This is a genomic window from Streptosporangium sp. NPDC000095, assembly GCF_042899335.1.
Taxonomy (GTDB): domain Bacteria; phylum Actinomycetota; class Actinomycetes; order Streptosporangiales; family Streptosporangiaceae; genus Streptosporangium.
This window is the reverse complement of the sequence record NZ_JBIAZS010000012.1, coordinates 207888-227885: the sequence shown is the minus strand read 5'-3', so window position 1 is coordinate 227885 and position 19998 is coordinate 207888. Positions and strand designations below refer to the sequence as shown.

The 19998-nt window shown below is 66.9% G+C and carries 20 protein-coding genes; 11 read left to right on the top strand and 9 right to left on the bottom strand.

What is annotated here, in order from left to right:
- Positions 1 to 11: 11 nt before the first annotated feature.
- From ACFY3V_RS26040 to ACFY3V_RS26025, 4 genes are all read right to left on the bottom strand, one after another.
- Positions 12 to 686: a maleylpyruvate isomerase family mycothiol-dependent enzyme gene (locus ACFY3V_RS26040; protein WP_389776997.1), complete on the bottom strand. Its 675-nt coding sequence runs from the start codon at positions 684 to 686 to the stop codon at positions 12 to 14.
- 353 nt (positions 687 to 1039) lie between these two features.
- Entirely contained in the window at positions 1040 to 1306 is a 267-nt protein-coding gene (locus tag ACFY3V_RS26035; RefSeq protein ID WP_389776994.1) for a hypothetical protein, read from the bottom strand.
- A gap of 343 nt (positions 1307 to 1649) precedes the next feature.
- Positions 1650 to 2138 carry an NUDIX hydrolase gene (locus ACFY3V_RS26030; protein ID WP_389776990.1) on the bottom strand — a complete coding sequence of 163 codons (489 nt, stop codon included), beginning with the start codon at positions 2136 to 2138 and terminating at the stop codon, positions 1650 to 1652.
- 246 nt (positions 2139 to 2384) lie between these two features.
- Positions 2385 to 3284: an alpha/beta hydrolase family protein gene (locus ACFY3V_RS26025; RefSeq protein WP_389776987.1), complete on the bottom strand. Its 900-nt coding sequence runs from the start codon at positions 3282 to 3284 to the stop codon at positions 2385 to 2387.
- 181 nt (positions 3285 to 3465) lie between these two features.
- Here ACFY3V_RS26025 and ACFY3V_RS26020 point away from each other — a divergent pair, with 181 nt between their 5' ends.
- The 4 genes from ACFY3V_RS26020 (at position 3466) to ACFY3V_RS26005 (ending at position 7016) form a co-directional block, all read left to right on the top strand.
- Positions 3466 to 4044 (top strand): TetR/AcrR family transcriptional regulator, encoded by a 579-nt coding sequence (locus ACFY3V_RS26020; protein WP_389776984.1) that lies wholly within the window; start codon positions 3466 to 3468, stop codon positions 4042 to 4044.
- 227 nt (positions 4045 to 4271) lie between these two features.
- Positions 4272 to 4604 (top strand): hypothetical protein, encoded by a 333-nt coding sequence (locus ACFY3V_RS26015; RefSeq protein ID WP_389776981.1) that lies wholly within the window; start codon positions 4272 to 4274, stop codon positions 4602 to 4604.
- 237 nt (positions 4605 to 4841) lie between these two features.
- Complete coding sequence (locus tag ACFY3V_RS26010; protein ID WP_389776978.1) at positions 4842 to 6092, top strand: amidohydrolase family protein; 1251 nt, start codon at positions 4842 to 4844, stop codon at positions 6090 to 6092.
- Between the two features lie 534 nt (positions 6093 to 6626).
- Positions 6627 to 7016, top strand: a complete 390-nt coding sequence (locus ACFY3V_RS26005) for a hypothetical protein (RefSeq protein ID WP_389776974.1) — start codon at positions 6627 to 6629, stop codon at positions 7014 to 7016.
- Between the two features lie 262 nt (positions 7017 to 7278).
- Here the strand turns inward: ACFY3V_RS26005 and ACFY3V_RS26000 are convergent, their stop codons facing one another.
- The 3 genes from ACFY3V_RS26000 to ACFY3V_RS25990 all read right to left on the bottom strand — a co-directional run bounded on the left by ACFY3V_RS26000 (position 7279) and on the right by ACFY3V_RS25990 (position 10230).
- Positions 7279 to 7623: an MmcQ/YjbR family DNA-binding protein gene (locus tag ACFY3V_RS26000; RefSeq protein WP_350946020.1), complete on the bottom strand. Its 345-nt coding sequence runs from the start codon at positions 7621 to 7623 to the stop codon at positions 7279 to 7281.
- 56 nt (positions 7624 to 7679) lie between these two features.
- Complete coding sequence (locus ACFY3V_RS25995; protein WP_389776970.1) at positions 7680 to 9809, bottom strand: phosphocholine-specific phospholipase C; 2130 nt, start codon at positions 9807 to 9809, stop codon at positions 7680 to 7682.
- A 124-nt stretch (positions 9810 to 9933) separates the two neighbouring features.
- The gene (locus tag ACFY3V_RS25990) at positions 9934 to 10230 is read right to left on the bottom strand and encodes a hypothetical protein (RefSeq protein ID WP_362902254.1); all 297 of its coding nucleotides are present in this window, start codon (positions 10228 to 10230) and stop codon (positions 9934 to 9936) included.
- A gap of 209 nt (positions 10231 to 10439) precedes the next feature.
- Here ACFY3V_RS25990 and ACFY3V_RS25985 point away from each other — a divergent pair, with 209 nt between their 5' ends.
- Both ACFY3V_RS25985 and ACFY3V_RS25980 read left to right on the top strand, forming a co-directional pair.
- Entirely contained in the window at positions 10440 to 10748 is a 309-nt protein-coding gene (locus ACFY3V_RS25985; RefSeq protein ID WP_362902256.1) for a hypothetical protein, read from the top strand.
- Positions 10749 to 10806: 58 nt separating this feature from the next.
- On the top strand, positions 10807 to 12819 hold the full coding sequence (locus ACFY3V_RS25980; RefSeq protein ID WP_389776966.1) for a hypothetical protein: 2013 nt from the start codon (positions 10807 to 10809) through the stop codon (positions 12817 to 12819).
- Positions 12820 to 12830: 11 nt separating this feature from the next.
- Here the strand turns inward: ACFY3V_RS25980 and ACFY3V_RS25975 are convergent, their stop codons facing one another.
- Complete coding sequence (locus tag ACFY3V_RS25975) at positions 12831 to 13307, bottom strand: hypothetical protein (protein WP_389776961.1); 477 nt, start codon at positions 13305 to 13307, stop codon at positions 12831 to 12833.
- Positions 13308 to 13799: 492 nt separating this feature from the next.
- Here ACFY3V_RS25975 and ACFY3V_RS25970 point away from each other — a divergent pair, with 492 nt between their 5' ends.
- The 4 genes from ACFY3V_RS25970 to ACFY3V_RS25955 all read left to right on the top strand — a co-directional run bounded on the left by ACFY3V_RS25970 (position 13800) and on the right by ACFY3V_RS25955 (position 15909).
- Entirely contained in the window at positions 13800 to 14627 is an 828-nt protein-coding gene (locus tag ACFY3V_RS25970; RefSeq protein ID WP_389776959.1) for a helix-turn-helix domain-containing protein, read from the top strand.
- Positions 14618 to 14818 carry a DUF397 domain-containing protein gene (locus ACFY3V_RS25965; protein WP_389776956.1) on the top strand — a complete coding sequence of 67 codons (201 nt, stop codon included), beginning with the start codon at positions 14618 to 14620 and terminating at the stop codon, positions 14816 to 14818. Before ACFY3V_RS25970 ends, ACFY3V_RS25965 begins: the two co-directional genes overlap by 10 nt.
- A 63-nt stretch (positions 14819 to 14881) precedes the next feature.
- Complete coding sequence (locus ACFY3V_RS25960; RefSeq protein WP_389776953.1) at positions 14882 to 15088, top strand: DUF397 domain-containing protein; 207 nt, start codon at positions 14882 to 14884, stop codon at positions 15086 to 15088.
- 170 nt (positions 15089 to 15258) lie between these two features.
- Positions 15259 to 15909, top strand: coding sequence for a LysE family translocator (locus ACFY3V_RS25955; protein ID WP_389776950.1), 651 nt, complete (start codon positions 15259 to 15261; stop codon positions 15907 to 15909).
- A 176-nt stretch (positions 15910 to 16085) separates the two neighbouring features.
- Here ACFY3V_RS25955 and ACFY3V_RS25950 read toward each other — a convergent pair whose 3' ends face one another.
- Positions 16086 to 17054 carry a helix-turn-helix domain-containing protein gene (locus tag ACFY3V_RS25950; RefSeq protein ID WP_389776947.1) on the bottom strand — a complete coding sequence of 323 codons (969 nt, stop codon included), beginning with the start codon at positions 17052 to 17054 and terminating at the stop codon, positions 16086 to 16088.
- A gap of 174 nt (positions 17055 to 17228) precedes the next feature.
- Here ACFY3V_RS25950 and ACFY3V_RS25945 point away from each other — a divergent pair, with 174 nt between their 5' ends.
- The gene (locus tag ACFY3V_RS25945) at positions 17229 to 19952 is read left to right on the top strand and encodes a S8 family serine peptidase (RefSeq protein ID WP_389776944.1); all 2724 of its coding nucleotides are present in this window, start codon (positions 17229 to 17231) and stop codon (positions 19950 to 19952) included.
- Positions 19953 to 19998: the final 46 nt, after the last annotated feature.

Below are 19998 nucleotides of genomic sequence, written 5' to 3'. Positions count from 1 at the left end.
CAGGTTCCCGGTCATGTCATCTCACCGCGTCCTCGCAGGATCGCGACGCCGTCGCCGTCGAGTTCGTCGCAGTACGTCATGCGCCCGGTCATCGCCATCGTGAGTGCCAGGGTGGTGCCGGAAACGAGCGGACCGGAGCCGGTCGCGAAGGGGCCGTCGTCGGCGACGAGCCGCAGACCGGCGATCCGTCCCTTGGCGACGACGACGAAGTCGGTGCCCTGGTAGTACTCGGCCAGCCGGGTGATGGTCCCGATCGGGTAGTCACGGCGAATGCCCAGTGGCCGCCGGATGTCCTCCGCGTGCAGGATCGTCTCACCCAGCATCGCCACGACCGGGACGGGCGGCTTGGTCGTGCTCGCGACGACACGACGAAACCTGTCGTGTGTCTCGGTCGCGGTCGCACCCAACTGTTCGGCGAGCCGCATGGCGTTCTGCCTGTTGAAGTCGAACCGGCAGCGGATCACGCCCGCCATCCACCGCGACGGAGTGAGGGTCGCCGCCGAGGTGAGGTGCGCCAGCACCTCACGCACGGTCAGTCCGGAGCACAGCGACGGTGTCGCCCACTGCTCGTCGGTCAGATCCGCCAGGTCTGCCGCGAGGGCCGCTCGCTCGGCGTGGACCAGTGGCCAGATGCCGGAGGGGCGGCGAAGACGGCGAAGGCGCGGCCTCGGTTCCGGAGCGGTCATGTCGGACGATGTCCTGTCGTGGGTCATGGCAGTCCTCGCGGCGGTCGGTAAGAACGGTTACGCGTAGGACTTTCACCACGGGGCGAAATCGTCGCCGGCGAGCGGTTTTTCCACGGGTGATCTCGTACGGGAACGGCCGGACGGGCAATGGTACGCGGCCTCCGGTCTCGTCCGGCGGAGCTCTCGGCAGCGTGCCCGCCCTCTGGCGCCACGCCGGCTTGGGCGGGAGCGGGAGGCCGGAGACCTCGGATTCACGGGTTGAGGTCTCCGGCCGTCGAGGGTCTGTTCGCGCTACTCGGCAACAGGGGTGGATCTTGTGTGTGCCTGGGCCGAGATCACGTGCGTGCCGATCGTCAGGCTCCGGGGCATGGATTGTTTCGGGTGTTCTCACCGAGGTTGTCCAGACGTTCGCCCCACTTCTCGCGGCCTTTCGGGGTTTTCAGGCTGTTGATCTCGTCCCGGACCTTCTTGCCCGCGTAGGCACCCCCGAGCGCTCCGGCCACAGGTTGTCCAACGGCGGTGCCGAGGAGCGTGACTTTCACCGCGACCGTTGAACCGGCGACCGTGGCCACGGCGTCGATGGCGTCGTGAGCCAGGGAGTTCTTCTTTTTCTTTCCCATATCACCCCTCCTACCGGACCTCTACCGGTCGGTTGAACATATCTGAAAGGTAAGACATGGAATGGTTTATGACGACTACAGGTAATATGGTTGTGACTTCCCCGCCAGAGCGCTATAGATTGACACGAATCGTGTAATTTCCTGACAAGGTGTGATCGCGAGGAATTATCCGCGACAGCCACGCTCGAAACAGCTGAGGGTGGTGTCATGGATCCGATCATCGGCATTTTCCGGCCCATCTCGCTTTTTCCTGCGTACTCGATCATCCAGCCGTCGACGCGACAACCAATCCCGATAATCCGTCGATCCCCTCTCGCGTATGAAGCAGAAATGCCGAGGTGAGTCAGTCGTTCGAGTGCCGTTGAAGGCGGGTGTGTCGCGCCAGGGTCGCGTCGATGATCTGGGTGCCACTGGGCGGAGTGTCGGCGGTGTCCCACCAGCGGATGGCGCTGATCTCCCCGTTGGGAGTGAAGGCGTGGTGGAGGACGGGAACGTGGGCGGTGTAGATCGCGGCGTACTCGTCGCGTGGTGGGCCGACGAGCCGGAAACGTGCGTACCCGGCGAGGGTGAGGGTGGGCAGCTGCAGACCGCTCTCCTCATGGAGTTCCCGTACGGCGGCCTGGAGAGGTGTCTCGCCGGGGTCGATCCTGCCGCCGGGTAGTTCCCACTCCCCGCGGAAGCGGTCGAAGACCAGTAGCAGGTGCCGGCCGCACCAGACCGCGACCAAGGCCGCGGGCATCGGCGCGTCGTCCGGCGCGCCGGCGACCCGTGCGGCCGGCAGGAACGCCGTCAGCGCGTTCCCTTTCGCGTCCTGGGCCAAGGCTTGATGCATGCACCCATGATGAACACCCACGGGCAAGAACTCCCTGCCCGACACCTCGACGCGTCCAAGGCGTGCCCGGCGGTGGCGTCCACGCCTGCAGCCCGACTCTGGAATGTGCGGCTTTCGCCCCGACAGGACACGGCCGAATCCCGCGCCGCCAGAACAGACCGAACACCGCCCGCCCAAGCCCGGCCGGCGGAACCGGCCGACGGACGCTCCCCGGCGTGACCGGGTTTCCGGCATGGGGGGAAATCCCTACTTGGAGTCGAGACTGCCCAGGGCGCTCTCCACCGGCGCCGGCCAGGTGGAGTCCTTGAGGCCGAGGGCGTCGCGAAGGTAGGCCCACGTGAGCCGCTGGATCAGGGCGACCCGCTCGGGGCTCTCGTCCGTCGTCTCCTTGGCTTCGTAACCGGCGACACCGCCGAGCGAGTGCTCCGCCCCGGCCAGGGTGAGCAGGCTCTTGCCGCCCGGACTCAGGTGGTAGGCGTCGGTGAACCAGTCCGGCCCCCGGACCGACAGCGGGGAGTCGTCCCGGTCGCCCGCGACGACCAGTGTCGGAGTGGTCATGTCCGCGAAACTCGGGCTCATGAAGGGGAAGTGCTCGGCCGCGAACGGGGAAAGGTCGGCTCCGCCGGTACCCGTCACGGCCAGCAGTACGCCCGCCTTGATCCGCGGGTCGGACATGTCCTCTCCGGGTACACCGTCGGCGTCGAGGACGCGCGCTCCTAGCAGCGTGCTCGCCGTCTGGGCGCCCCAGGAGTGACCGGCCACGGCGACGCGTGTGCCGTCGAGGCGTCCGGCGAGGCCGGGGACGGACGACTCCAGGAGGTCGAGCCGGTCGAGGGCGAGCTTCAGGTCGTCGACCCGGATCCTCCAGATCAACGGTGTGCGCGGGTCGTCGGGCGGGAGGTTCAGCGTCCGCGAGTCGAGGTGGGTGGGCTGGACGACGACGAAGCCGTGGGAGGCCCAGAAGCCTGCCAGCGGATCATAGCCGGTCGCCGACTGGCCGAAACCGTGGGAGAAGACGATGACGGGCAGTTCGCGGCCGGTCGTGGGGGCGGAGATCCGTACCCGCAGATCCTCTCCTCGATCCGGGGCCGGCAGCGTGACGGGGTGCACCGAGACGACCGGCGTGGGCTCTGGCAGTGCGTGCATGGTTGTTCCTTCTCGACGTGGTGACGTGGTGACGGCCGCGACGTGTCAGCGGCCGTGGTTCGGCGATGACCGTGACTTGGCATCGGCCTGCCGGGCTGACATCCTGGAAATACGGAACCCGGTTCCGATTTGAATATACGGAACACGGTTCCGCTTTGCAAGAGGAGCAACGGAGGTAACGATGACCGGCACGAGTGGCGAACCGGGGGCCCCACGCAAACGGGCCGATGCCCGGCGCAACGAGAAGACCCTGCTGGAAGCCGCCGCCGCGATGTTCGTCTCCTCCGGCGTCGACGTGCCCGTGCGGGACATCGCCGCCAAGGCCGGCGTCGGCGTCGGCACGATCTACCGCCACTTCCCGACGCGGGCCGACCTCATCGTCGCGGTCTACCGCCACCAGGTGGAGGCGTGCGCCGAGGCCGGTCCCGCACTGCTGGCGAAGAGCGGCACACCGCACGCCGCGCTCGCGAGCTGGATCAACCTCTTCGTCGACTTCCTGGTCACCAAGCACGGCCTGGCCGAGGCGTTGCGGTCCAACGACGCCGCCTTCCAGACGCTGCACGCCTACTTCCTCGACCGCCTCGTCCCCGTCTGCGCCGACCTGCTTGACGCCGCCGCCACGGCGGGCGAGATCGTCCCCGACATGGACGCCCTCGTTCTGATGCACGGCATCGGCAATCTCTGCATCGGCGCCGACAACCCCCGCTACGACGCGCGCCTCATGGTCGGGCTCGTCATCGCGGGACTACGGCTCCGCTGAGCCCGCTTTCCGCGGGGATCCACCATGGGTGATCTTCCAAGCACAAAGGCCCCCCCCTCCCGCGGTCGGCCGCCGGTCGCAACGGTGCCGATTTTTCGTTCCCCTCGACGGAAAGGATCATCAATGGTTGAATATTCAACATAGATCAAGCCGCTCTCGCAGTCCTCTGTAGCGGCGGACACCGTGGGTGCGGCACTTCGCGCACCCTTGCAGACAAGGGGAAAACCATGTCTACAACCAAGGTCAAGATCGCACTGGGCGTCGTGAGCGCCGCCTCGCTCTGCGCCATGCTCGGCGCCGTCGCCCCCGCCTCCGCCGACACGCCGCCTGGCGTCACCTTCTGGTCCGGCGCCTTCACCGGCCAGTCCGTGAACTACCCGAACCCGAGCAGCGACTGCACGACGCTGCCGTTCACGGTGCACTCCGAGTTCAACAACAGCGACAAGTCGATCCTGATCTACAACACGACGAACTGCACAGGTCAGGCACTCACCTTCCCCGCCAACGACATCCACAGCTTCATCCGCTTCGACGGCCAGAGCTTCCGCACGGTCGGCTGACGCGTTTCTCACGAAGACCGATCACTCCGTACCGGCTGATGTGAGCATCACGGAAAGCGCTTTTCGCGCGCCATCGGCCCGGATGGCTCTCCCCCGAGTTCGCGATGGACGACCTTCAGGCCCCGGTTGAGGACGCCGAGCCCCGGCCCTTCCCCCCTCGAACCACCACAGCCGTAGGGCCGCGGCTTGGCAGATCTGGCCGTCACGCTCCTGTCGGTGTGCTTCTACCGTGCTGCCATGGACGCTCCAGACCTGCTCATCCGCAACGCCACCCTGCGCGGCCGTCCCGGCAGGTGGTCGCTGGCCGCCACGGGCGGGCTCATCAGCCACGTCGCCCAGGACGATCCCGACCTGCCCCCGGCGACCGGCGTGACCCTCGACGCGGACGGCGCCCTGGTCACCGAGCCGTTCGTGGACGCACACCTGCACCTGTGCAAGGCCCACACCCTCGACCGGGCCGGGTCCGCCGCGCTCTCGGAGTACACCGCGGGCGCGATGGGGGCCGCGATGGGCGCCATCGAGACGGCCGCCGCCGTCAAGACCGGCCAGACCGTGCGATCCGTCCTCGAACGCGCGAGGCCGGTGCTCCTGGAGTCCGTACGACACGGCGTCCGGGCGGTGCAGGCCTTCGCCGACATCGATCCGAAGGCGGGACTCACCGGCCTGGAGGCGCTGCTGGCGCTGCGCGAGGAGTTTCGCGGCGTGGTCGACGTGCGGGTGGTGGCGTTCCCGCAGGACGGCCTGCTCCGCGAACCCGGAACCGAGGAACTCGTCGTCGAGGCCGTACGGCTCGGCGCCGACGTGGTGGGCGGCATCCCCTGGATCGAGTGGACCGATGCCGACGCCGCCGAGCACGTGCGGCGCATGGTCGACCTCGCCCAGCGGCACGGCCTGCGTGTCGCCATGCTCGTCGACGACGCGGGGGATCCGGGGCTGCGCACGACCGAGATGCTGGCGCGGGAACTGCTGGCGCGGGACATGGCCGGACGCGGCAGCGCCCAGCACGCCAGGGCGATGGCGCTCTACCCCGAGCCGTACCTGCGCCGCCTGGCCGGGCTGTGCCGCGCCGCGGGGCTCGGATTCGTGAGCGATCCGCATACCGGGCCGCTCCACCTGCCGGTCTTCCGGCTCGCCGACGCCGGTGTCCCGGTCGCCCTCGGCCAGGACGACATCGAGGACGCCTACTACCCGTTCGGGCGGCACAACCTCCTGGAGGTGGCCTTCCTCGCCGCCCACCTGCTCGACGCGCGCACCGACGACGCCCTGGAGCGGTTGTACGACATGGTGACCGTCGACGCCGCGCGGGTCGTCGGCCTGCCCGTCCACCGTCTGGAGGTCGGCGCCCCCGCCGATCTCGTCGTCCTCGAAGGACGAACCCTCCGCGAGGTCCTCACCAGGCACGCGCCACCCCGCCACGTCGTCGTCGCGGGCCGGGTCGTCGCCTCCTCCACCCTGCACACCTCTTTCGGATCCGGTGTTCCCCGCTGACAGCGTTCCTTCGTATCCGGCGTTTCCTCAGACCTGGCGTTCCCCACGGCGGACGCTCCTTCGAACCCTGCCTGCCCCGGACGCTCTTTCGGACTCGGCATTTCCCCTGGTGGATGCCCTCTCGAAGCCGACGGTCTTCGATGACGGATACGGGAAACCGGTGCCCGAGCGCCATGGCGGTCCGGCCGACGGGGGGTTCTCCCACGAGAACAGGAGCTCGGGCGAGGACGATCTACCGAACCCTGGCGGTTCCGCCGCGAATGACACCCTGCCGGGACGCGAGCCTTCCGCCGAGACCGATAGCCGAGCGTCACCGATCCCCCCGTATCGGTTCCTTTCCGCTACCGCCAGGTAATCCGGCCGCCCCAAGCCTTTGGGATCCGCTAGCAGACTCCCTCTACCTCAACCACTTACCGTGAAGACAGGTTACGCATCGTGTCGGCGTCGCCATCGACGCGGCGCGGCGCTCCGCCGGCCCGGGCACCGCCCCGGGCTCGACCGATTCGACATCGATTCGATGTGGAGTGATCTGCCATGACCATGATCAGAAATGCCCTGGCGGCCGGAGCCATGACGGCCTCCGCCCTCGTCGCCCCCGTGGCGATGCCGACCCCGTCCGCCGTCGCGGACACCGTGGCCGTGACCACCCCGACCACCGCCACCTCCGCCCTGAAGCCCTGCCGCGAGCACAAGAACCCCGAAAGGTGCCGCGCCCGGCGCGAGCACCGGTACGAGTACGGACGTAACTACCGGCACAAGCACCGACATGAGAACAGACGCGGGCACAAGCAGGACTACGGACGTAAGTACGGAGGAAGCGAACACGGACGCGAGCGTGTCGGCATCGGCGAGGGCGTCGGTATCGGCGGCGGCATCAGCGACAGCATCGGCGGTAGCGGCACCGGCCGTGGGATCAACAACTGACAGACGACCTGCGGACGCCTGACGACGGCCGGCCGGCCCGGCAGCGACCGAACAACAGAGCCGGCCACCGGCGGTCAGGAGACCGAAGAAGCGTCACCGTGACCACGAGCCGCACGCTCACCTTCCCGTGAGCCAACCTCCTGTCGGCCCCGCGTTCCGCATGTGCCACCCCCGAACCAGCACGATTACCCAGCCAACCTGATCGAATATGGCATTTGACCAGCAACGATGCGACACATGCGGAAAATGGGGCCAACCGGGGCTAGTGTGCGGCCTCGTGGGCGTCGACGAGCTTCTTGGGAGCCGTCAGGCACCACGCCTCGGTGACCAGCTCGAACAGCTCGTCCGCGTCGATCTTCGCGAGGTGGACCACGACCCAGCCGAACTGGCCCGCGGTGAACTGGATCTCGAACACCTCCGGCCGCTCCGCCACCAGCGCGAGCTGCTCGGCGATCGTCGACTTGAGCCCCACGGTCTCCGTCTTCTCCCACAGGTAGCCGAAGCCCTTGCCCCGCACCTTCAGCGAGACCCACTCACCGCCGTCGCCCTGCTCGGTCTCCGGCAGCCGCTTCACCATCTCCAGGAATTCATCCACGCTCACACCCATGGCCCACGGTCTACCAGAGCACACCGACATTTCTCCCCTGCCGTCCCCGGCGGCCGTCAGCCCGTGACACTCGGTTCGCCGTTCTCGATGTGTCCCATCAGGCGTCGGGCGAAGCCGGTGTCCCCGGCGACGGTGATCCACAGGTCGTACCACCCGGTCGCGGCCCGCCACGGCACCCGCGCGGTGCCCTGGGACGCGACCCGCAGCGTCCGCGCCGTCCCCCCGTAGGCGAGGGGCAGGATCGTCACGTCGGCGGGTCTGTTACCGGTGTTGACGACGGTGATCTCGATCGTCCGGGTGGCCGCGTCGATCACGCTGGACATCTCCACCCTGTCGTCGGTCCCACCCCGAAACTCCCTGCGGAAACCGTTCGGGCCGGTGAGAACGAGGGCGTACGTGGGACAGGGGAAGTAGACCACCTCGCGGACCTGGCCCAGCACGTCGAAGTGCATGGGCCGGACGAGCTCCCCCATGTAGCCGTACAGCGCCAGGTGCGCGCTCTCCGTACCGGTGTTGCTCATCGTGATCTCGACGGCGCGACCGCCGGTGCGTGCCGAGGCGTCGGGCCGGTACGGCAGCGCGCGGGCGGCCCTGACGCCCGGTTCCGCGCACGGCATGCGCTGCTCGGCGGGGGCGTCGGGATACCAGCGGCCGGCCGCGACACCCTGGACGACCTGAGCGTCCCGGCCGGCCGCGACACCCTGGACGACCTGAGCGTCCCGACCGGTCGAGATGTCCTGGACGACCTGAGCGTCCCGGTCGGCCGAGATATCCTGATCGGTCAGAGCACCCTGGGCGGACGCGGCACCCTCCGGGACATTGATTTCCGGCGTCATGGGCGTGGGCCATGCCTCCGGACGGGCGAAGTCGAAGGCGGAGGTGAGGTCTCCGGCGACGGTCCGCCGCCAGGCACCGATATCGGGGGCCTCGATGCCGAGCCAGGTCTCCAGGAACCGGACCGTCGAGCTGTGGTCGAACGTCTGCGAACAGACATGGCCGCCCACGCTCCACGGCGATACGACGATCATCGGGACGCGCATGCCCAGCCCGATGGGCCGCCCTCCGACGAACTCCCCCGGGGTTCCATCCGGCGGGACGGGCGGGGGAACGTGGTCGAAGAAACCGTCGTTCTCGTCATAGGTGACGAAGACCGCGGTACTCGCCCACACCTCCGGGCTCGATGCCAGCGCGTCGAGAATCCGGTAGACGACCTTCCCGCTCTCCACCGCCGAGGAGCCCTCGGGGTGTTCGGAGTCGGCGAGCGAGGTCACGACGTACGAGACCGCCGGAAGGCGTCCCGCCGCCACGTCGGCGGCGAACCAGTCCCCCAGCCCGCCCGTCCGGGTGCGCCGCAACGCCCGGTCGTAGAGCGCCCGGTCGGCCGGATCCAGGCGTGCCACCTTCTCCTCAAGCTCGGCGAGCATCCGCGCGGGATCCTCGGACGCGCGCACCTTCTCGTAGAACGAGTGCATGCTGCTCTGCCCGAGTTTCGCCATGACCGCCTTGAACGTGGCGAAGAACTCAAAGTTGTTGCACTGGTAGTTGTCCCACTCCTGGTAAACCTGCCAGGAGTGCCCGGCTTCGGTCAGCAGTTCGGGCACCGTGGTCCAGGTGTAGCCCGGGTGCCCGTCCTCCTCACAGGCGCCGTTGTCGACGGCCCGCTGCTCGGTGCCCGGCTCGTCACCCGTGTGGCCGGAGACGTGGTAGTTGCGGTTCGGCGTCGTGGAACTCAGCACCGAGCAGTGGTAGGCGTCGCAGATCGTGAACGCGTCCGCCAGCTCGTAGTGGAACGGAAGATCCCCGCGGTCGTAGTACGCCATGGTGGACGGCCCCTTGTTGGGCACCCAGGCGTCGTTCCAGCCCATCGCCCAGGCGTTCTGCGTACCGAGCCAGGTGTGGTCGTGGGTGTCGAGCAGCATCGGGTCGGCTCCCGCGCGCTCGGCCGCCTCCCGTAGGGAGAAGGGCAGGATCCCGTCCTGCTCGAAGATCGGGCGGAGCGCCCGGGTGGACACCGCGTTGCGGTCCCCGTAGCCGCGTACCCCGCGCATCCGGCCGAAGTAGTGGTCGAACGACCGGTTCTCCTGCATGACGAAGACGACGTGCTTGAGGTCGGAGAGCCCTCCGGGAGGGGCGGGCCGCGCCAGCAGGCGCACGAGAGAGGGGGGAAGTGCGGACGGTGCCGACATTGACGCATCCCTTTAACGGCATTTCAGGCAAGCCTCAACCTAACCCACCTTCGGGATGCGACCGGTGCGGCGGCGGGAACGCGGTGTGAACGGAGAGGGCGACCGTCGGAACGACAGCATGAGATCAACGGTCCGGCTGCTGTAGCCGCTGGATCTGGAGACGCAGCTCTCGTTCGCGGTTCAGGTGCCGCTGTTCACGGCGTATCTCCGACTCCTCGGCGGCCTGCTCGTCCCAGCGCGTCCGAATCGCCCGGATATGGCGCAGAGTGACGCGAGACAGCCACATGACGCCGATCGCGATCGCCATGAGCATGGTCACGTGACCGGCGAGGAGCAGCACGAAACCGGCGAAGAAACACATCCAGTACGCGGCCTTGACGGCGATTTCTATGGCGTCGATGTGCTTTTCGAACAGCGTCATCCGTTACTCCGATGGTGTTTGATGGAGTAGTCGTTCAAGTCTGAGAGGAATGACCGAAATATCATTTCCGTCCGCGCGGGCGGCCTCGGCCCCATCGGCGAAAGCGCGATGCCGACCGGGTACGGGACTTGCCGACTTAGACGATCAATACCTACTCTGGTATGCGACTTTTTCCTTCATCACGGGGTCACGAAAAGGGCGGGGGTGGCGTGGCCGAGCGGATGGTGCCCAGTCCTCGATACGAACGGCTGAGACAACTGCTCATCGAGGCCGAAGACAGGGCTCACGAGGTGCGGCAGACATATCAGCGCGCCTCCTCGGCGATGCGGTCGGGACAGGTGTGGACGGGGCCGACGGCCACCACCTGGACCAACGAACTGGAAGAGCGGCGCCGATCCCTCGGGCGGCTCGCCCAGCGCGTGGTGGACGCGGTCGAGGAGGAACTGCGCCGCTCTCCCCCGCTGGTGACCGAGGCCGAGGCGGATGCCATGCGCCGGGAGATGGCCGGACGCATGTGACCGTCACGACCATGAGCCGGACGTACGTGACCGTCACGACCACGAGGGGGAACGTTCCATGGCACCGACCGCCGAGTTCTGCGGCATCGACCCCGACCAGATGGGGCAGCTCGCCACCTCCCTGCGCGGCGAGGCCGACTGGCTGACCACGTTCACCAGGGAGTTCGAGCAAAAACTCGGCCGGTACGGGATCAGCACCCCCGCGCTGCGGGAGATCGCCGACATCGCCGACTGGGCCGGGAGGCAGGTCTCCATGCTCCACGGCCGGATCGACCTGATCAAAACCCTGGGCAACGGCGCCCCTGAGCTGGGCGGCGCGGGTGGCACGGGTGGCGCAGCCTCGATGACGGCGGGCGGCCAAGGGCTCATCCGGCTCCCCGACGAGCTGAAGGACTTCGAGCTCGCCCAAGGGCTGGCCAGGATGTACGGCGAGGACATCCTCGTGAACTTCCACGGCGAGTCGCAGGCCAAGCTCATCCACGAGCACATCGACGACGTTGCCAAACTCGCAGAAAACCCCCAGGCCGCCGCCGCCTTCTTCGCCCTGCTCTCCCCCAAGGTCCGCGACGCGCTGCCCAACGTCATCGCGGCTACCGGCAGTAAGACCGCTAAACAAGATCTGGCCGCCTTCAGTAAGGCCCTCGGCGCGGCCCTGAACGCCCCCGCCCTCGTCCCTGCGTTCGCCAAGGTCAGAAACGACCTGGTCAAACCGGTCGATGGCAATATCGTCGCGTGGAACCGGCTCGCGCTGCTCAAGGGCGCGAACGCCCCTTCGTCCATCCGGAGCGCGGCGGCCCGCGCACTGGTCCTGGACGAGTTCGCGAAGAGGCCCGCGCAGGAGTGGCGTGCCGGGTCTCTGGGAGGCAAGAAATACGACCTGCCTGACGACCTGGTCGCCATGGGCTTGGAGGTTCTCGACGGAGGCGGCGCAGCGGTGCGGGACGCCTTCTCCAAGATGGGCGGGACCGACGTCAAGCTCACCCAGGTCGACAAGATGAAGCTGTTCCTCAACTACGCCAAGGGCGTGGGCACCGGCGATGAGGTGGCCGACGCCTTCGGCCGGGCAATGGAAGCGGGCACCGAGGCCAAGACCGAGAAGGCCGGCCAGCACAGCCCGGAGGCCGCCGCCTTCGCCTTCGACGCCATCCGTGCAGCGGCCTCCTTCGGCGCAGACCTTCCGAGACCGGCGATGGACTCCATGAACGTGATAGCAAAGTCGTATATCCATGAATTGGCCTCGGGCGCTCGTTTCGATAAAGCCATGGACCGAACCTCCGGGATGGGCGTCCCAGCAAACTGGACCTCCCTTCCCAACGTGACCCCATCCTTCTATCTCAGCCCCGGCGACACCTACCGATTCATGAAGACCTTTGTAGGAGAAAAGCACCTGACCGACGATTTCGACACGACCGCCGGCAGATTTCGATACGACATGCTGACGGCTGCCGCTCAGCTTGATGCACGGACAGAGGATGGCCACTTCCAAAAAATTGCAAAGATGTTCGGCGACCTCGCCGCTCTAGAATTTAAGGCCACGCTGGACGTACGCGGTGAGATAGATGCCACCTATGATCTGGTCCGCGACATCGCCAAGAACACCGTCTCTCTCGGAATCGACAGCGTTCCATTGGCGGGCCCACTCGCACATTATGCTGTTGAGACGGGATGGGAACTGACCAAGGCGTACGTTGTCAGTGTTCTGCTCGACGAACAGGTGGAAAGTCTCGGCACACAAGTCGAGGAAGCCACTGGGGCGCGGTCAGACTTTGTCTTGCGCCAAAAATACGACATAGCATATCTCCTTCACCAAGCCGGTTATCCGGCGAGCGAACCTCCTGCCGAGCTCATTAGCAAGAGCACCGGTAACCTCAAGACCTACGACGAATTTCTTTCAGAGGCAAAGCTGGAAGCCAAGGGAGGCAGTAAAGAGTGGGAAAAAGCACTGCGAGATAAACTAGTGCCTTACGAACGTTGGATGGATAGCAATGGTGATCTTGATGACAAAATTGAGGACGCAACGCGATTCCAAACAAGCGAGCATGCCAAGGAGCAGATAAGGATCTGGAAGTAAGAAAATATTCCCTATCGCGACAGGCAAGCGGTCATCGCGTGTAGCCGCCAAGTAGGAGAGTCAGGAGCAACATATACAGTAACCCTGAGCTCTGAATCCCCCTTCGTGCCGTAAATGAATCTTCCATCCTCTGCGTCCGTCTGACTGAAATCAAAATCAAGTTTGTATCCGAGCACCTGCACAAGCGTGTTCTCCATCAACCCTTGAGCCAAATCAAGATGGCCGTCCACATCAGAACCTTTACGCTCGTAGTCTGCCGTGGCTCGAAGCACCCTTTTGAATTTTTCCTTATCACAAGGGATGTCCTTGTCAGGACGTTGCAGGATACGAAGTTTCTTGCTTGGACTCTTGAAGACGTCGTCGGCTTCCAGTCGCTGCATGTCCTTCTGCAACTCCGCTGCCGCGCCCTTCAGAGAAGGATCGGAAGCACACCCTGAGGCCACTATCACCAGCGCCAGACCGACGGCGAGTAACCGAGTGGAGCGCATTTAGGACCTCCGGGAGTGGTGGGCGCCGGGACGTATCAATCTTTACCCACCTGGACCACGTTCGCCACACCCTTTCCATACTCGTTCGTTGGTCAAGGGAAGATGCCAGGTCACGCCGACCACTGTCGTCAGCCAGGGTAGGGGCATGTACTCGCGGGTTGAAGCCGCGATCCCCTCGGCCGGCGACTCGCTCATCGTCATGGTTTCGCCTTTCAAATTCTTTCCGACTCTCACACCGAGAGACAGAAATAGGGACATCTCATTCACATCCGACCCTATTTGCCTCCGACCAAGAGAGTAGTTTACTTCTTTCTTGTCAGCACTTTCGCGACGAGGATTACTATGCCTAGAATGCCTTATCAGTAGTCGATCGACTACTGGATAGGCAACCCAGGATAGAGCGGACTATGACAGTCGTTGGTTTACCTGGACTGGATTTGATATCACCAGCCGACCATTAAGTCCGTTTTTTCTAAATCGAGAGGAAATGCGATGGAAGGCGTGCCGCCCCTCGACCCTGGATCCCCCCGCGTGCGGTTCGGCGCCGAAATGCGCCGCCTGCGGGAGGCCGCGCAGCTCTCGCAGTCCGCCGTGGCCAGACGCCTTGGCTGCACCCAAACTCAGATCAGCCGCCTGGAGAGCGCCAGCCGAACGCCGTCCAAGTCCGACGCCGAAAGACTGGATCTGCTCTACGGAAAGGCTAACGGCATCTCTTTCACGAGGATACGCGAGCACATCATCGCCCAGCCCGGTGGACCAACCTGGTTCTGGAACTGGGCCGAAGAGATCGAACCCAGAGCTCTCGCCATCCGCTCCTGGGATCCTCTTCTGGTGCCCGGCCTGCTCCAGACGGAAGCTTACGCCCGGCAGATCTTCAATCTGGAGCCTCGAGCTACTCCCGAGGAGGTAGAGGAGCGGGTCGAAGCGCGGACACGGCGGCAGAGGATCCTCGACAGGGGGAATCCTCCACGTATCATCATGCTCTTCGATGCTGACGTGCTACGCCGTAAGGTCGGTGGAGCCGAGGTTATGCGCGAGCAATTCGATCACTTACTGGAGACCGCCAAGCGCCCCTCTGTCTCTGTCCAGATCGTCGACCCAGAATGCCTCCCCGGCCTGGCAGGCGCTTTCATGATCGCCGAACTTCCCGACAGACAACCCATCACCATTCACACGGACTCACCGGCCAAGGGATACATTACGAACGACCACGAACTTGTGACCTCTATCCAAGAAAGATATGAGGCGATACGTCTGTGGGCTTATCCTGAGCGCGTATCCCTCAAGATGATCGAAGAAGCGAGACGCGCATGGACCTGAGCGCTGCCATCTGGCGGAAATCATCACGATCTTCAGGAAACGGTGGCCAGTGTGTTGAGGTGGCCGCCAACCTGCCCGGAGTGATCGCCGTTCGCGACAGCAAGAACCCCCGTGGCCCCAAACTGCTCTTCACCCCCGCCGCATGGGACACCTTCGTCCGCCGTATCAAGAGCGGCGACTTCGACCACTAGCTCTGCCACAGTCGGGGACCACCAGCACGCACCTCTCAAAATGATCGAGGAAGTGAGGCAGGAATGGACCTAAGTGGCGCAGTATGGCGAAAATCATCGCGCTCCTCGGACAACGGCGGCCAGTGCGTTGAGGTGGCCGCCAACCTGCCCGAAGTGATCGCCGTTCGCGACAGCAAGAACCCCAACGGCCCCAAGCTGCTCTTCACCCCGACCCAGTGGAAAACGTTCGTCGGCGGCCTCAAGGCTGGCAAGTTCGACTCTCTGACCTAAGCTTTTACCCCTTCGTCGCGACGGACACCCCTCCCAGCCAAGCCCGGCAACGCGCCCACGTTGCCGGGCTTCACGTCGTGCTTGCCGAGCCCTCGGCACCGGGCTCCGAGACCAGAGCCTCGGCCGGAAAAGAGTTGAGCCGAAGAGACGGAAGCGAGCATGCTCGACTCATGGACCTCGTCGCCTCCCTGCCCGCCTTCGTTGTCGCCGTCGTGCTGATCTCGGCGTCACCTGGTCCCGCGATGGCGCTGATCCTGCGTCGTGCCGCGCTGCACGGTTTCCGGGGGGCGGTGCCGACGGTGCTGGGGCTGGAGGCCGGTCTGTACGCCTGGGCGTTGTTCGCCGCGGCCGGCCTCACCGCCCTGGTGGCCGCTTCCGAGGTGGCCTTCGTCGTTCTCCGTGTGATCGGCGCGGGTTTCCTGCTCTATCTCGGGCTGAAAGCGTGGCGCACCGCGTGGCGGATCGGGAAGGCCGGACCGGTGCAGGAGACGCCAGAGGACACCTCGCCCAGCCTGAGGCAGAGCTGGTGGAGGGCCTTCGGTGAGGGCGCCCTCGTGATGCTCGCCAATCCGAAGATCGCGGCCTTCATGATCGCTTTCTATCCCCAGTTCGTACCGGCCGACCAGCCGCTGTTCTCCACCACCGCACTCCTCGCGCTCCTGCAGGTGGCCGTCGAGATCGTGCTGTACCTCGCCCTGGCCGCGGTGGTGGGACGCGCGGGCGCGTGGTTCCGCAGGCCCGTGATCCGTCGCCGCCTGGAGGCCGTCAGCGGCACCGTTCTCATCGTCCTCGGCCTGCGCGTGGCCGCCGCGACCCGCTGACGCCGACGGCTGTTCCCTCACCGACCGAAACCGGCCGAAACCGGCTGTCCCATCCGCGGCGAATACCCGTTCAAGCAGCCCCGGAGCTTCTGTCCGCCCACCGAACCGGGCCTTTCCCAAGTGCTCACCGGGCTCATCACGTGCGAGACACGGGCGGCGAGGGGCGTACCGAACGGCTAGATCCAGCCTCGCCGGGTGGCCTCCATCGCGACCTGAAAGCGGGTCTGTGCCCCGACGCGGTTCATCAGCTTGGTGACGTGCCGCTGCACGGTGCGCTCGCTCCAGCCCAGGGCCCGGCTGGCGGCCTTGTCGGTCGCTCCCGACGCCAGCAGCGTGAGCAGCCTCGCCTCCTCCTCGGAGAGCACCTCGGAATCGGGTGAGTTCAGCTGGACCGGGACGCTGCGCGTCCACGTCATCTCGAAGAGGGCTACCAGCGCGTCCAGGAGCGGGGAGGGGTGGATCACGTAGGACGCCGCGACCATGTCGTCCACCGGGTGGAGCAGCGGGATGATGGCGAGGCGGTCGTCGGAGACGGCGAGTTTCATCGGCAGGTCCGCGGCGATCCTGGCCTGTTCCCCGTGTCGCATCCCGGCTGTGACGTCGTCCAACCAGCCGGGAAGCGCGAGCGCGGTCCTGTCGTAGATGACCCGATACTTCACCCCCCGCTTCAGCAGGGCGAGTTCCACGTGGTTCGGCTCGGTGTGCGCCTGCGGGGCGGCGTAGGGCGGGCGGTCGAACCCCCGCATCTGGGTCCGGGTGTTCTGCTGCATCTGCACCCAGTGGTGGTTGACCTCGTCGCGCCCCGAGACCATCTCGATCAGGTCGCCCGGATGGGCGAACCGGGTGCCCGCGCGGTACATCTTGACCAGCGTCCCGATGTGCAGGCGGACGTCGCGCAGCCCGGCCTCGCGCTCGCGCAGCACGGCCTCCAGCCCGCTGTCCGGTGAGACGGCGACGTAGCGGACGGGACGTCCCGTGGAACGGGTGGCGAGGCCGAGGTCCACGAGCGACCGCAGCGTCCGTCTCGCGGCTGACACCGGCAGATGACAGTCGTGAACGAGTTCGGAGACCGTCGCCTGCGTCCTGCGCACGAGTGCGTCGTACAGCGCCTCGTCCTGTTGACTCAGCCCGATCGCCTCAAGCATCACACTCTCCTTACCTGCACGGTGAGCATCCGGCGGCGCGAATGCCCGACAGCTTCGCCTGTCGTGTTCACGCCACCTGACGGGAACTCGCCTCTGACTCAGCTTGTCAGGAGATGACCGCTGATGTCAGCGTTCAGGAGCATCACAGCGCGCACCTGAACGAAGGAGCCCCCCATGTCGCTGTCCGCCCTACGATCTCGCGGGCAACGCCTGTCACTCGCCGCACTCCTCGTCCTGGGATCACTCGCCGCGGTCCTGCCGTCGAGCCCGGCCATGGCCGCGAATCCGGCCTCGGCCGAGAAGCCCTCGGCGGGGAGGCCTCCCGCGGAGCAAGACCGGCGAGGAAAGATCGCCCCTGAGCTGATCGACCGGACGAGGGCCTCCGGAGCCCGGGCCGACGACCGCGTCGAGGCCGTCGTCGTGCTCGGCGCAAGCCCCGGCCTCCGGTCGGCGGTCCCCTCGCCGAGCGAGGCGCGAAAGGCCCTGGCCGAGACGGCCGATGCCGTGCAGGCCCCCGTCGTCCGGCTGGTCGAGTCCCAGGGCGACCAGGTGCTCAACACATTCTGGATCAAGAACATGGTCCTCGTGCGGGCCAGGCCCGCCACCCTGGAGGCGCTGGCCGCCCTCGCCCTGGTCGACCGGATCATTCCCAACTTCGCGCTCAAGGCCCCGCCCGAGCCACCCGCCGGGCCGCCGAGCCGCGCCGCGAAGGCCGGGGAGTCGACCTGGGGCATCGAGAAGATCGGTGCCGACCGAGTGCGCGAGGAGCGAGGGCTCACCGGTGACGGCGTGCGCGTGGCGGTCCTCGACACCGGTGTCGACATCGCCCACCCCGACCTCACCGGAAAGCTCGTCACCGACGACGCGTCCGACCCGTCCTACCCGGGTGGCTGGATCGAGTTCGGCCCGGACGGCAGGCCGGTGCCCTCCTCGCCCCACGACAGCAGTTACCACGGCACGCACGTGGCGGGCACGATCGCCGGCGGGAACGCGTCGGGCACGCGGATCGGCGTCGCGCCCGGCGCCGAGCTGATGGCGGGCCTGGTCATCCCCGGCGGCAACGGAACGCTCGCCCAGGTGATCGCCGGCATGCAGTGGGCGATCGCGCCGTACGCGACCGACGGCACTCCCGCGGGGAAGCCCGCCGATGTCGTCAGCATGTCGCTGGGCGCGGAGGGCTACGCCGACGAGATGATCGAACCGGCCAGGAACATCTACCTGGCCGGTGCCTTCCCCTCCTTCGCCATCGGCAACGAATGCCTCGAAGGAGGGTCGGGCAGCCCCGGCAACGTCTACGAGGCCGTGTCCGTCGGCGCCACCGACGCCGGCGACGACGTGCCGGAGTTCTCCTGCGGCGGAGTGGTCCGCAGGACCGACTGGATCGACGCCCCCGCCGAGTGGCCCGAGTCGTACGTCGTCCCCGACATCTCGGCGCCCGGAGTGGACGTGCTCTCGGCCCTGCCGGGCGGCGAGTACGGAATGCTGAGCGGCACCTCGATGGCGACCCCGCACGTCTCCGGCACGGTCGCGCTGATGGTCGAGGCCCGCCGCGACCTCGGCGTCGACGAGACGCTGGACATCCTGGCCGGTACGTCCTTCTTCGACAAGCGCTACGGCGAGCGCCCGAACGCGCGCTTCGGCGCGGGCCGGATCGACGCGTACGCCGCCGTCGCGGAGGCGGCTCTGGCGAGCGGTGTCCGGGGCGTCGTCACCGACGAGAAGACCCGCAAGCCGCTCGCCGGGGTGGCGGTCACCCGGACGGACACCGGCCGGACCGTCGAGACCGACGAGCGAGGGCGGTTCGAGATGCGGCTGGGCGCCGGGTCGTACGACCTGGGGCTGTCCAGGTTCGGCTACCGGCAGGAGCCCTCCCGGGTCCGCGTCACGGCGAACCACTTCTCCGATGTCCAGATCGCGCTGGACCGAACCCGCTGGGGGAGGATCTCGGGGCGGGTGACCTACGGCCCGACCGGTTCGAGGGTGCCGGGCGCGACGGTCACGGTGCTCGACGTACCCGACAGTCTCGTGACGACGACGGACGTCAACGGCAAGTACATGATCGAAGACGTGCCCGAGGGCGACTACCAGGTCGCCGTGGTGGCTCCCGGCGTGTCCAGGTCGGAGCCCGGCAAGGTCACCGTACTCGGGACGAAGACCGCCCGTGCCGACTTCGCCCTCCCTCGGTCCTCCGCCACCGAGCGCGTCTCGTTGACCTCGGACGGCCGTCAGGGCAACGGCGAGGCGTGGTGGCCGAAGATGAGCGCGGACGGCGCGGTGGTGACGTTCGCCAGCCCGGGGTCCAACTTCGTCGCGGACGACACCAACAACGACCTCGACATCTTCGTGACCGACCTGCGTACCCTGGCGGTCGAGCGGGTCTCGGTGGCCTCCGACGGCACGCAGAGCGACGGCTTCTCGCTGAGCCCGACCGTCAGCGCGGACGGGCGTCTCGTCGGGTTCGGCAGCGGGGCCACCAACCTCGTGCCCGGGGACGTCAACGGCCAGACCGACGCCTTCGCGCACGACCGGCAGACGGGGAGGACCGAGCTGATCTCGGTGGCCTCCGACGGCACCCGGAGCGACGGGCTCTCCTCGTCCCCCTCGTTCAGCGCCGACGGACGCTTCGCCGTCTTCAACAGCGACGCCACCAACCTCGTGCCCGGGGACGTCAACGAGAAGACCGACGTCTTCGTCCGCGACCGGACCACCGGCAAGACCGAGGCCGTCTCGGTCGGTGTCGGCGGCGCCGTGGGCGACGGGAACTCGCGTGAGCAGTCCATCAGCGCCGACGGCCGCTTCGTCGCCTTCGAGAGCGGAGCCACCGACCTCGTACCGGGAGACACCAACGGGCACGCCGACGTGTTCGTCCGCGACCGGCAGACCGGCAGACCGAGCTGATCCCCGCGCCGGAGGCGAGGGAGGCGAGCAGCCCGTCGATCAGTGC

What these genes read in the sequence shown, in the direction of transcription:
- ACFY3V_RS26040 (WP_389776997.1), bottom strand. Translation starts at nt 686, where the DNA reads ATGACCGCTCCGGAACCGAGGCCGCGCCTTCGCCGTCTTCGCCGCCCC.
- ACFY3V_RS26035 (WP_389776994.1), bottom strand. Translation starts at nt 1,306, where the DNA reads ATGGGAAAGAAAAAGAAGAACTCCCTGGCTCACGACGCCATCGACGCC.
- ACFY3V_RS26030 (WP_389776990.1), bottom strand. Translation starts at nt 2,138, where the DNA reads ATGCATCAAGCCTTGGCCCAGGACGCGAAAGGGAACGCGCTGACGGCG.
- ACFY3V_RS26025 (WP_389776987.1), bottom strand. Translation starts at nt 3,284, where the DNA reads ATGCACGCACTGCCAGAGCCCACGCCGGTCGTCTCGGTGCACCCCGTC.
- ACFY3V_RS26020 (WP_389776984.1), top strand. Translation starts at nt 3,466, where the DNA reads ATGACCGGCACGAGTGGCGAACCGGGGGCCCCACGCAAACGGGCCGAT.
- ACFY3V_RS26015 (WP_389776981.1), top strand. Translation starts at nt 4,272, where the DNA reads ATGTCTACAACCAAGGTCAAGATCGCACTGGGCGTCGTGAGCGCCGCC.
- ACFY3V_RS26010 (WP_389776978.1), top strand. Translation starts at nt 4,842, where the DNA reads ATGGACGCTCCAGACCTGCTCATCCGCAACGCCACCCTGCGCGGCCGT.
- ACFY3V_RS26005 (WP_389776974.1), top strand. Translation starts at nt 6,627, where the DNA reads ATGACCATGATCAGAAATGCCCTGGCGGCCGGAGCCATGACGGCCTCC.
- ACFY3V_RS26000 (WP_350946020.1), bottom strand. Translation starts at nt 7,623, where the DNA reads ATGGGTGTGAGCGTGGATGAATTCCTGGAGATGGTGAAGCGGCTGCCG.
- ACFY3V_RS25995 (WP_389776970.1), bottom strand. Translation starts at nt 9,809, where the DNA reads ATGTCGGCACCGTCCGCACTTCCCCCCTCTCTCGTGCGCCTGCTGGCG.
- ACFY3V_RS25990 (WP_362902254.1), bottom strand. Translation starts at nt 10,230, where the DNA reads ATGACGCTGTTCGAAAAGCACATCGACGCCATAGAAATCGCCGTCAAG.
- ACFY3V_RS25980 (WP_389776966.1), top strand. Translation starts at nt 10,807, where the DNA reads ATGGCACCGACCGCCGAGTTCTGCGGCATCGACCCCGACCAGATGGGG.
- ACFY3V_RS25975 (WP_389776961.1), bottom strand. Translation starts at nt 13,307, where the DNA reads ATGCGCTCCACTCGGTTACTCGCCGTCGGTCTGGCGCTGGTGATAGTG.
- ACFY3V_RS25970 (WP_389776959.1), top strand. Translation starts at nt 13,800, where the DNA reads ATGGAAGGCGTGCCGCCCCTCGACCCTGGATCCCCCCGCGTGCGGTTC.
- ACFY3V_RS25965 (WP_389776956.1), top strand. Translation starts at nt 14,618, where the DNA reads ATGGACCTGAGCGCTGCCATCTGGCGGAAATCATCACGATCTTCAGGA.
- ACFY3V_RS25960 (WP_389776953.1), top strand. Translation starts at nt 14,882, where the DNA reads ATGGACCTAAGTGGCGCAGTATGGCGAAAATCATCGCGCTCCTCGGAC.
- ACFY3V_RS25955 (WP_389776950.1), top strand. Translation starts at nt 15,259, where the DNA reads ATGGACCTCGTCGCCTCCCTGCCCGCCTTCGTTGTCGCCGTCGTGCTG.
- ACFY3V_RS25950 (WP_389776947.1), bottom strand. Translation starts at nt 17,054, where the DNA reads ATGCTTGAGGCGATCGGGCTGAGTCAACAGGACGAGGCGCTGTACGAC.
- ACFY3V_RS25945 (WP_389776944.1), top strand. Translation starts at nt 17,229, where the DNA reads ATGTCGCTGTCCGCCCTACGATCTCGCGGGCAACGCCTGTCACTCGCC.